Annotated in this window: 11 protein-coding genes; all 11 read right to left on the bottom strand. The window is 62.5% G+C overall.

What is annotated here, in order from left to right:
- On the bottom strand, positions 1-1,299 hold a 1,299-nt coding region (gene flgK, locus PQQ52_RS28480), incomplete at its 3' end, for a flagellar hook-associated protein FlgK (RefSeq protein ID WP_408218900.1).
- 222 nt (positions 1,300-1,521) lie between these two features.
- Positions 1,522-2,295 carry a flagellar brake protein gene (locus tag PQQ52_RS28475; protein WP_408218897.1) on the bottom strand — a complete coding sequence of 258 codons (774 nt, stop codon included), beginning with the start codon at positions 2,293-2,295 and terminating at the stop codon, positions 1,522-1,524.
- A 413-nt stretch (positions 2,296-2,708) separates the two neighbouring features.
- Complete coding sequence (gene flgJ, locus PQQ52_RS28470) at positions 2,709-3,707, bottom strand: flagellar assembly peptidoglycan hydrolase FlgJ (RefSeq protein WP_408218895.1); 999 nt, start codon at positions 3,705-3,707, stop codon at positions 2,709-2,711.
- Positions 3,708-3,719: 12 nt separating this feature from the next.
- A complete protein-coding gene (locus PQQ52_RS28465) occupies positions 3,720-4,925 on the bottom strand; it encodes a flagellar basal body P-ring protein FlgI (protein ID WP_408218892.1) in 1,206 nt (401 codons plus the stop codon).
- A 2-nt stretch (positions 4,926-4,927) separates the two neighbouring features.
- A complete protein-coding gene (gene flgH, locus PQQ52_RS28460) occupies positions 4,928-5,626 on the bottom strand; it encodes a flagellar basal body L-ring protein FlgH (RefSeq protein WP_408218889.1) in 699 nt (232 codons plus the stop codon).
- 112 nt (positions 5,627-5,738) lie between these two features.
- Positions 5,739-6,527 carry a flagellar basal-body rod protein FlgG gene (gene flgG, locus PQQ52_RS28455; protein WP_408218887.1) on the bottom strand — a complete coding sequence of 263 codons (789 nt, stop codon included), beginning with the start codon at positions 6,525-6,527 and terminating at the stop codon, positions 5,739-5,741.
- Between the two features lie 58 nt (positions 6,528-6,585).
- Complete coding sequence (flgF, locus tag PQQ52_RS28450) at positions 6,586-7,344, bottom strand: flagellar basal-body rod protein FlgF (RefSeq protein WP_408218884.1); 759 nt, start codon at positions 7,342-7,344, stop codon at positions 6,586-6,588.
- A gap of 19 nt (positions 7,345-7,363) precedes the next feature.
- Complete coding sequence (locus PQQ52_RS28445; protein WP_408218881.1) at positions 7,364-8,884, bottom strand: flagellar hook protein FlgE; 1,521 nt, start codon at positions 8,882-8,884, stop codon at positions 7,364-7,366.
- A 43-nt stretch (positions 8,885-8,927) separates the two neighbouring features.
- The gene (locus PQQ52_RS28440; RefSeq protein ID WP_408218878.1) at positions 8,928-9,659 is read right to left on the bottom strand and encodes a flagellar hook assembly protein FlgD; all 732 of its coding nucleotides are present in this window, start codon (positions 9,657-9,659) and stop codon (positions 8,928-8,930) included.
- Between the two features lie 10 nt (positions 9,660-9,669).
- A complete protein-coding gene (flgC, locus tag PQQ52_RS28435; RefSeq protein WP_408218876.1) occupies positions 9,670-10,095 on the bottom strand; it encodes a flagellar basal body rod protein FlgC in 426 nt (141 codons plus the stop codon).
- Positions 10,096-10,296: 201 nt separating this feature from the next.
- Positions 10,297-10,791, bottom strand: coding sequence for a flagellar basal body rod protein FlgB (gene flgB, locus PQQ52_RS28430; RefSeq protein ID WP_408218874.1), 495 nt, complete (start codon positions 10,789-10,791; stop codon positions 10,297-10,299).
- Positions 10,792-10,967: the final 176 nt, after the last annotated feature.

The raw sequence follows: 10,967 nt of genomic DNA, 5'->3' as shown, positions 1-10,967 counted from the left end.
CGCCGACGGGTCCGTGGTCGCGGTGTTAAAGCTGTTCAGCGCGCCGCGGGTCGGTTCTACCGTGAACGAATCACCTGCGTTCATCGTGCCGGTGGTCGAGAAATTCAGGCCGTTGATCGGCTGGCTCAGATTAGTCGCCGAGCCCACTACGCTGCCGCTCGAATTGTCGGTCAGCGTGTAAGTGGTGCCGTTATAGGCCAGCGTGTAATCGCCGGTGGTCGGCTGCGCGGCATTCGCAAACGAGACGTTCAGCGACGCATTGCCGGTGTTCTGCGTATTCGCGTAGACAGTCGGGCTGCCCACCGAGAACAGCGCGCCACCCTGGGCGCCGGAGAGCGTGACGCCGAGACTGTTCTGCGCATTGACCTGCGAAGCGAAGCTCACCGCGATCGCGCCGAGCTGTGCTTCGCCCGGATCGAGCGTCTGGCTGCGAAACGCGAGGAGACCGCCGAGCGCACCGCCCGTGACTTTGCTGTCGGGCAGATTTTGCGGCGTGGCGGCCGGGTTCGCGCCGGCCTGGCCGAGATACTGCACCGACAGTTCGCTCGTGTCGCCCGTCGCAGGCGCCGTGCCGAGGTTGTAGCTGTTGCCGGCCGAGACGAGCGGTTGACCGTTGGCCATGAACACGCTGTAGCTGCCGTTGCTGTTCACGACGTTCACACCGATCAGTTGCGACAGGTTCGACACCGCGAGATCGCGCTGATCCATCAACTGGTTCGGCGGCTGACCTTGCGTGCTGGCCGCGGAGATCTGGCCATTCAACTGGGCGATCTGCTGCGTGTAGCTGTTGATCTGCGAAACGGTGCTGGTGAGCTGCGTGTTGACGCTCTGGCGCAGAGCGTCGTATTGCTGACCCGCGGCATTGATCTGGTTCACGAGCGTCTGCGCGCCACTCATCGCGGTCTGGCGGGTGGCCAGACTGGAGGCGTTGTTCGAGACATTCTGCAAACCGGTGAAATAGCTGGTGATCGCGCTCGAAATGCCGGCAGTCGGACTGCCGATCAGATTGTTCAGCTGCGTAATCAGGGTGTTGTACGTCGACAGCGAACTGCCCGAGCTCTGCGCGTTGTTCAGCTCAGTGGTCAGATACTGGCTGTACTGGCGCGTCACGGTGACGGTCGAAACGCCCTGCGGCAAATAGCCGGAACCCGTGTACTGCCCACCGCTTTCCGCATAGACCGGCGTTTCGATCGTATAGCCCGGCGTCGACGCGTTGCTGATGTTCTGGCCGGTCGTCGTGAGTCCCCACTGGGCTGCGTTCAGTCCACTGAGTCCGAGATTGATGAGGTTGCTCGACATGCGTCATCCTGAAGGGCGACACCGACCACATGCCACCGCGTTACTTGAACATCCTGTTTAACGGCTCTCACGAGAAAAAATTGAGGGCCATTCCGATGCTTGTTCGACGTTTGTTTCAACGTTTGCGAGGCTTATGCTGCCGGGCTTTCTGCCTCATGCGCAGTCACTCAAAAACCGCGCTGCAGGTGAGCCATGCTCAGGTGCCGCTCATGCGGCATTTCGTCACCGCACCAGCGAGCGGCGCTTCATTTCCAGTTGCGTAATCAGACGTTGCAGCGTGTTTTCGGCGCTGCCCGGCAGCGTCAGAAAACGGAAGCCGAGTTGATAGCGCTGCGTCCCGTTCGGCAATGCGGTGGAGCGGTGCGACACCAGTTGCAGATCGAGCGAAAGCCGGCCAAATGCGCCGAGCGACAGTTCGCAATCCTGCAGCCGCGTGCCCATCGGCAATTCGGCCACGCGTTCATCCGTGGTGCGCATGCCGACACCGCCGAGCGACAGATCGTGCACTTCGAAGCGGAACGCATCGCCTTCAGGCAAACGGCCGATGCACATATAGGGATCGAGAATCGGCGCATCGACGCGGAAATACTCGCGGCGCTGCACGTAGAACAGCACCTCGGGAAAATCGGCCTCGAATGCGGGTAGTCCTTCGTAGCGGGTTTCGCGCGGTGTGCCGGTCGCGAACTCGGCGCGCACGCCGTCCGGCGACGCATGGAACTGACAGCGGGGTGCGCCCAGCAAACCTTTGTTCTGCTCCGAAAGCGCGCCCCAATCGAACGTGAAGGTGCGCGCACGCACGTCGACATCGAGCAGGCGCGTGACAAGCTGACCGCCCGCATATTCGACGGTGAGGAAATCGCCTCGATTAACGAGATTGCGTAACTGAACGCCGATCTCCAGCGGATTGCGACGGCCGAAATCAGGTGTGCTTTCGTCTAGCGTGGCGTGCGACTGGCCGGGTGCTTCGGTCTGGCCGTGCGACTGGGTAGTATCCATAGGCTTGCCGGTATGCATGTTCTTGCGGGCGCGTGCCAGGGCTCCTGCCGGGGCTTTCGCGCGGTCTTCATCGAAGCCGCAGCACGCGCATTCAACCGGACATTACAACGCTTTCCGGTATCGGGTCTAACTGATTAGCGGCAGCATTCAGCCAAAATTTAGGGGCATGTAATGAAATATTTGCCGCAAACGTTAAAACGCCAATATACCGCCGGCGGAATCCGGGCTCATCGAATGCGGACGGCAATCACACTGGTTATGCGGGTGGACCGGCTGCCCGTAGGCGGCCGGCCTCGTCCGTCTTGTTATGCACCTGGCCCCGTCGCGTGCATGCTTCTTTATTCGAGAAAATCAAACCGCAAACTGGTCAATTGCACGATCGACTACGACCGCACATCTGCATTAACGGCAGCTCAGCCCATTTTCTGCATAATGGACATCAGCTTTTTCGCGTAATGCGGATCGGTTGCATAACCCGCACGCTGCATGCCGTTGGCAAAACCATTCACGTCATGCGCGGAATTGATTACCTGCGCATAGCGCGGGTTGCCCTTGAGCAGGCTCGCGTAGTCGGTCATCGCGTCCTGGTACGAGTCGTACGCACGGAATTTTTCGACAGTGCGCTGCGGCTTGCCGTTCACATACTCGGTCGTGACCGTGGACACGGTCTTGCCGGTCCAGTCCTTGGTCGCCTTGATGCCGAAGACGTTGTGGCTCGGCGAACCGTCGGCCTTTTTGATTTCGCTCTTGCCCCAGCCCGATTCAAGCGCGGCCTGGCCGATGATGAAGCGCGCCGGAATGCCGGTTGCCGCACTGGCGGCTTGCGCCGGCTGGGCGAGCTTGTCGACGAAAGCGTCGACCTTCGGCGAGGTACCGTCGCCCTTGATCGGCGGCGTCAGCGAGCTGTTGGCCGAGTAGCCCTTGCCCATTGCCAGTTGACCGTTGGCCTGCGCATTACCGTAGGCCTTCGCGAGCGCGTTCAGCGCCGCGCTCTGGCCTTCGTCGCCGCCACCGCCGCCGCCCAGCGCACCGGACATGCCGCTCAGGCCGCCGCTTGCGCCATTCGCGCCGCCCGCCTGAAGGCCCTGATTGCGCATCATCTGCTTGAGCATGGCGTCAGCCACGCCGATGCCCTTCTGCGACAACTGTTGCGACAACTGCTGATCCATCATCGACGTGAAGGTAGCGCTGTCGTGCGAATCGAACGGACCGTCCTGTGGCGTCGCATCGCGCATGCTCTTCAGCATCATCTGGGTGAAGACCGCGTCGAACTGCTGCGCGGCCATCTTCATGCCGGCTTGCGGCGAAGCCTTGGCTTGCGCACTCAATTTGCCGAAGCCCTGCACGTCGAGCGCGAAGCGCTGGGTCAGGTCGTTCGCCGCGTTAGCGGAATTGGTCGTATCCGAATTCATCTTGCGTCTTCCTTAGATGATTTCCAGGTCGGCGCGCAAAGCGCCCGCCGCTTTCATGGCCTGCAGGATCGACATCAGATCCGCGGGCGTCGCACCCAGTGCGTTGAGCGCCTTCACCACTTCGGCGAGGTTTGCGCCGGCGGTCACCAGCTTCAGTGCGCCGTTGTCCTGCTTCATCTGAATCTGCGACTGCTTGGCCACCACCGTCTGGCCGTTCGAGAATGCGCCCGGCTGACTCACCACCGGCTGCGTATTGATCACCACCGAGAGATTGCCGTGCGCCACCGCGCAGCTTTGCAGCGTGACCATCTGGTTCATCACGATCGAGCCGGTGCGCGCGTTCAGGATCACCTTCGCGGCGGCCTGCGCCGGCTTGACGTCAAGGTTCTGCAATTGCGCCATGAAGGCGACCTGCTGCTCCGGATCGGACGGTGCGCGCAGTTGAATCGTGCGACCGTCGAGCGCCATGGCCGTGCCGCTGCCGAAGGCGTTGTTCACCGCTGACACCACACGCTGCGTGGTGTCGTAGTCCATATCGTTCAGGTCGAGCTGCATCGTGCCCGCTTGCGACACCGAGGTGGGCACCGCGCGTTCGACGATCGCGCCGCCGGCGATGCGGCCCGCGGCCAGCGTATTCACCTGGACCTTGCTGCCGTTCGCGCTCGCGCCGGCACCGCCGACCGCGAGGTTGCCCTGGCCGAGCGCATAGACCTGGCCGTCGGCGCCCTTGAGCGGCGTGAGCAGCAGCGTGCCGCCGCGCAGGCTTTTCGCGTTACCGAGCGAGGACACCGTCACGTCGATCGCTTCGCCTGGACGCGCGAACGGCGGCAGCACCGCCGTCACCATCACCGCCGCGACGTTCTTCAACTGGATGTTCGACAGCGACGACTGCGAGTTGCTCGAACCCGCCGCCTGGTTGTTGATCGAGATGCCGAGGTTCGCCAACATGTTGGCGAGCGTCTGCGTGGTGAACGGCGTCTGCGTGGTCTGGTCGCCCGTGCCGTCGAGACCGACGACGAGGCCGTAGCCGATCAGCGGGTTATCGCGCACGCCCTGGATCTGCACGAGGTCCTTGAGACGTTCGGCATAGGCCGGCGTGGCTGCCGGCAGTGCCGCGCAAGCCAGCGCGACGACGGCCAATGCCCGACCGATCTGGCCAAAGCGACCAAAGCGGCCGAGTTGCACGACGTGGCGAAGGTGGGAGATGACGGTACGCATGATCACCACGGCGACACGTTGAGGAAGAACCGCTGCAGCCAGCCCATATTCTCGGCTTCGTCGAGATAGCCCTTCGCGGAGTATTCGATTTTCGCGTCGGCCACCTGAGTCGAGTACACGGCGTTAAGACTCGAAATCGTGTTCGGATTCACGACCCCGGAAAAACGTACGAATTCGTTGCCCTGATTGATCAGCATCTGCTTCTCGCCGCTCACGGTCAGGTTGCCGTTCGGCAGTACGCCGGTCACCGTCACGGTGATCGTGCCGTTAAATGTGTTCGACGCATTGGCGCCGCCGGTGCCGTTGAACACGTTCGCGCCGGTCGCGCTCAGGTTTGTCTTGCCGAACAGCCCACCGAGAAAGCCCGCGGTCGGCACGTTGAAGTTGGTGTTGCCCGAACGATTCGCGTTGGCGCCCGATGACTTCGTCGCGTTGACGTTTTCCTGAATCACGATCGTCAGAATGTCGCCGACATTGCGCGGTCGCTGATCTTCGAACAGCGGCCGGCCCGCGTAACCCGGGTTGTAGATCGAGCCTGGCGATTGCGCCTGCGGCGGCGGCGGCGGCAGCGCCGTCATCGGTTGCTGCGTGATCGGCTGCTTCGGCACGAGGCCGCAGCCACCCAGCGTCGCGAGCAGCGTGAGCTGCACGAGTGCCTGAGCGGTGCGCGAATGAATCGGATTACGAGTGAATTGCGACATCTTGATTACCGCCTTAGAAAACGCCGGGCCGCCCCAAGTTTTCGCGCCCCCTCGGGGGGACTGGCGCGAAGCGACAGGTTGGGGGGCCCTCTTAATTCCCAGTCCCTAAGCCTTAAACCTGCATCTGGCTGAGGGTCTGCAGCATCTGGTCCGAGGTTGTCACGGCCTTGCTGTTGATTTCGTAAGCGCGCTGCGTCTGGATCATGTTCACCAGTTCCTGCACCACGTTCACGTTCGATGCTTCCACGTAGCCCTGACTCAGCGTGCCGGCGCCATTCAGGCCCGGTTGCGCGATGTTCGGCGCACCCGACGAAGAGGTTTCGGAGAACAGGTTTTCACCCTTCGCATCCAGACCGGCCGGGTTGATGAAGGTGGCGACCTGCATCGAGCCGAGCTGCTGGCTGTTGGCCTGGCCGGCGACGGTGATCGACACCACGCCGTCGCTGCCGATGGTCAGCGAGGTTGCGTTGTTCGGAATCGTGATCGCCGGAATCACCTGATAGCCGCTCGACGTCACGAGCTGGCCCTGAGCGTTGGTCTGGAACGAACCGTCACGCGTATAGGCGGTTGTGCCGTCAGGCATCTGCACCTGGAAAAAGCCCTGACCGTTGATGGCGACGTCTTTCGAGTTACCGGTCTGCTGCAGGTTGCCCTGCGTGTACAGACGTTCGGTCGCGACCTGTTGCACACCGGTGCCAAGCTGGATGCCGGACGGCAATTCGGTGTTTTGCGTCGAGTTCGCGCCCGGCTGACGGACGGTCTGATACAGCAGATCCTCGAACACCGCGCGTGAGCCCTTGAAGCCGTTGGTGCTGACGTTCGCGAGGTTGTTCGAAATCACGTCCATCTGCGCCTGTTGCGCATTCATGCCGGTAGCGGCGATGTAAAGTGAGCGATTCATGTTTCTTCTCCTATGTCGACCGGAGTTAGCGCTTTAGCGCTTAGTCCGGTCCCATCCGTTAGCTAAAGCTGAGCAGCTGGTTGGCGGACTGGTCGTTCTTGTCGGCGTTTTCCAGCAGCTTGGTCTGCATCTGGAACTGGCGCGCGTTGGTGATCATCGCGACCATCGCGCTGACCGGATTCACGTTGCTGCCTTCGAGCGAAGCCGGCGCCAGCGTGACGGTGGGATCGGCGTCGGCGTCGTTGCCGTCGGCGGTGCGAAAGAGACCATCGTCGCCGCGCGTCATGGTTTGCGGATCCGGATTCACCAGCTTCAGCTGATCGACCGTCACCACCGCGGTCGGCGGATCGCCCGGTGTCAGCGCGGACACCGTGCCGTCCTTGCCGATCGTGATTTCCGCACCCGGCGGCACCGATACCGGGCCGCCGTTGCCGAGCACCACCTGATTGGTGGCGTTCACCAGTTGACCGTTCTCGTCGACATGCAGATTGCCGGCACGCGTATAAGCCTCGTTGCCGTCGGCGGTTTGCACCGCCAGCCAGCCCGGACCCTGAATCGCCACGTCGAGCGGGTTGCCCGTCTGCTGGATCGGCCCCGGCGTGTAGTCGGCGCCCGGCGTCGACGACAGCACGAAGGTCCGCGTGGTGTTGTCGTTGATCGAGCTGCCGTCGCCGAACGCCATCGGCACGGCGCGGAACGTCGCCAGCTGCGCGCGAAAGCCGGTGGTCGACGCGTTCGCCAGGTTGTTGGCAACGATAGCCTGCTGTTCGAGCGCTTGCGTGCTGCCCGACATCGCGGTGTAGATCAGCCGATCCATGATGGAAAGTCCCGGTCGCTTACAGGTTGATCAGCGTCTGGTCGACGGTCTGCTGCGTCTTGATCGTCTGCGCGTTCGCCTGATAGTTGCGTTGCGCGGTGATCAGGTTCACCAGCTCGCTCGTCAGATCGACGTTCGAGTTTTCCACCGCGCCACCTTGCAGTACGCCGTGGTTGGTCGCACCCGGCACCGAAATCTGCGCGACACCCGATTGGGCGGTCTGCTGGAACTCGTTGTTGCCGAGGTTCACGAGACCGTTCTGGTTCGAGAAGTTCGCGAGCACGATCTGGCCGAGCGCCGCGGTTTGCTGGTTCGAGTAGTTGCCGGTCAGCGTGCCGTCGGCGCCGATCGTGAAGCTCGTCAGCGTGCCGGCTGCGTAGCCGTCGGGCTGCAGCGAGTTCACGCCGTCCTTGCCGCCGTACTGCGTCGTACCGGCAATGTTCAGCGTCAGGCTTTGCGGCGTCGACGAACCATCCGTGGTTGGAATGCCGAAGTTGAACACGAACGGCGTGGTGGTCGCCGTGCCGTTCGCGTTGGTCGTGCCGAGCAGCGTGCCCGACGAATTGAAATTCGCGTGGCCGACCAGGCTCGCTGTGCCAGTCGACGTACCCGCATACACGTTCCACGTACCAGCCGACGTCTTGGCAAAGTACATGTTGACCGTCTGCGAGCCGCCGAGCGAATCGTAGACCGTCGTGCTGGTCGAGTAGTTGTACGTCGACGAGCTGTTCTGGTTGAACGCGACCGGCGTCGGCGCAATCGCGACGGTGTCGCCGTTGACCGGCGTGCCACTGAACGAGATGGTCTGGCCGTTGCCGAGCTGGATCGCCGTGCCGGCCGTATAACTGGCGGCGGCGGTGGTCGTGTTGAGCGTGGAATCCGTCACCGTGTAGGTAGGCGGGGTGGTCGTAGTGTCGAACTTGACCGAGTAGTTGTCGTTGTTCGTGCCCGACGCGGTGTTCGTGATCGTCGCGCCGGTGGTGGTGAGCGTGCTGCCCGTGCCGAGGGCCGGCGTCACAGCCGGCGTGCCGAGCATCAGCGGGTCTTGCGCGTTCAGGTTCAGGCCGGCGACGATCTTGGTGGTCGCTTGCGGCGCGATATTCGCGGTCGGCACGCTGAGCGGCACGGTCTGCGCGGTATTGATGACGCCCGCGCTGTTCGCGGCGTAGCCCATCAGTTGCAGGCCTTGCGAGTTGGTGATGTTGCCGTTCTTGTCGAGCTGGAACACACCGTTGCGCGAGTAGACCAGCGAGCCGTTGTTCGACATCTGGAAGAAGCCGTTGCCGTTGATCGCGACATCGAGCGCCTGGTTGGTGCTGGTGATCGTGCCTTGCGAGAACTGCTGCTGCACTTCGGAGAGCTTGGTGCCGATACCGACCTGGTTGCCCACCGCGGTCGCCACCGAATTGGCGTACATGTCGGCGAATTGTGCCGCGCCGCTCTTGAAGCCAACCGTATTCGCGTTGGCGATGTTGTTGCCGATCACGTCGAGGTCGCTCGACGACGCTGACAAACCACTCAAACCTTGTTGGTAACCCATGACGGTCTCCGTATCTGGAAAGTCGTAACTGACTGAATCTGAATCAGAGGATGGCGGCGACGCTGGTCAACCCCACGGTCGAACCGTTCGACAGCACGAGGCCCGGCGTACCGTTGCTCTGCATGACGACGCTTTGCACCGTCGCGCCCGCGAGCGTCGTGGCCGTAGCCGGTGTGCCGTTGATCGTGCCGACCGCGCTGATCGTGTAGGTGCCGTCGGGCAGCGTGTTGCCGGCCGTGTCGGTCGGCGTCCAGCCCACCGGAATCGTGCCGGCCGACTGCTTGCCGAGGTCGATCGTGTTGACGATCGTGCCCGCCGAGTTCTTCACGACCACCTGCAGATCGCCCACCGAGTTGGCGAGCTGCACGCCGAACGAGCTGGCCTTGCCGCTTGCGACCGTCACCGAGCTGCCCGGCGCGAGCACGGTCGAGCCGATCAGCAGCGCGGCTTGCGACTGCTGGCCTGCCGACATCTGCGTAGCGAGCGAGCTCAACGTCGTGTTCAGCTGGCTGATGCCCGACACCGTGTTGATCTGCGCCAGCTGCGACGTCATCTGCGAGCTGTCCATCGGATTGGTCGGATCCTGGTTCTTCAACTGCGCGACGAGCAGTTGCAGGAAGGTGTTCTGCAGATCGGTCGCCGAAGTGCCCGAGGTGCTGCCGGTCGAGCTGGTAGAACTGCTCGCGCTCGAGGCGCTGCTCGTGCCGTTCATCGTATCGAGCAGCGTTTGCGACACGGTCGTGCCGCTGCTGCCGATGGTGGTGTTGGTGGTCAAGGAGCTCTCCTCAGGTTCCGATCGTGAGCGTTTTCAGCATCAGTGTTTTGGCGGTGTTCAGGGTCTCGACGTTGGCCTGGTAAGAGCGCGAGGCCGAGATCATGTTGACCATTTCCTGCACCGGGTCGACGTTAGGCAGCGTGACATAGCCATCCGAATTGGCCGCCGGGTTGCCGGGGTCGTAGGCGGTCTTCATCGGCGTCGGGTCGTCGACCACGCCGGTGACCTGCACGCCGCCGATCTGCTGGCCGGAACCCGAGCGCGCGCCGCCGATCGGGCTGACCGCGAACACGACCTGCTTGGCCTTGTACGGCTGACCGTCCGGACCGGTCGTGCTGTCCGCGTTGGCGAGATTCGACGCCGTCACGTTGAGCCGCTGCGACTGCGCTGACATCGCGGAGCCAGCAACACCAAAAATGTTCATCAAAGATGGCATGTTTCCTTCCCTCTCCTATGTCGACCGGAGTTAGCGCTTTAGCTCTTACTCCGGTCCCATGCAACGCTGTCGACCGGAGTTAGCGCTTTAGCTCTTACTCCGGTCCCATGCAACGCAGTTGCACGGTTCGACCCGGCTTCAAGTTAATTCCCGTAGCGATTGTTCCTGCGTACTGCTGTGTCTTTTTGGGGTGCCTGTTATTTACGAGCCCGACGTGATCGCCGCCAGCATCGTCTTGATCTGGCTCGACAGCACCGTCATGCCCGATTCGAAGTGCAACGTGTTGTCCGCGAACTGCACCCGCTCCGTATCGATGTCGACCGTATTGCCGTCGAGCGCCGGTTGCGTCGGAATGCGGTATTGCAGATTGCCGTAGTCGTCCGGCGTGCCGCCGGTCGGCGTCAGCGTCGCGTTGCCGGACATGTGGCCCGGCGCGGTCGACACCATCGACATGCCGCTCGTCACCCCGGCGGGTTGCGTCATGGCGAGCGTCGAGTTGTTCGAAGCGCCCGTACCCGACCCGCCGTCAGTCTTCTTCAGCGCGCCGGCCAGCGACGAAGCGAAGTCGACGTCGCGCGCCTTGTACCCGGGGGTATCGGCGTTGGCGATATTCGACGACAGCAGTTCCTGCCGGTAAGCGCGCACATCGAGCGCCTGGCGGCCAAAGGCGAATTCGGCATCGAGTTTGTCCAGCATAGAAATCTCCGGAGTACGTTCCCGAGGTTTTCCCGTGCTTGCCTCGCATGAGACCTGCGTCGGCCGGGAAGACCTTTTTGCATGAAGTGCATCTTATGGGCCGAACGCAAGTAGCAATCGGACGAATAACCGGGAAAGGGGGCTTCTATTCAACGTTTGCCCTATGGGGGCGCTCA

It is taken from the genome of Paraburkholderia sediminicola (assembly GCF_046030555.1).
In the GTDB taxonomy this organism is placed as follows: Bacteria; Pseudomonadota; Gammaproteobacteria; order Burkholderiales; family Burkholderiaceae; genus Paraburkholderia; species Paraburkholderia sediminicola_E.
This window is presented reverse-complemented; position numbering and strand designations above follow the sequence as displayed.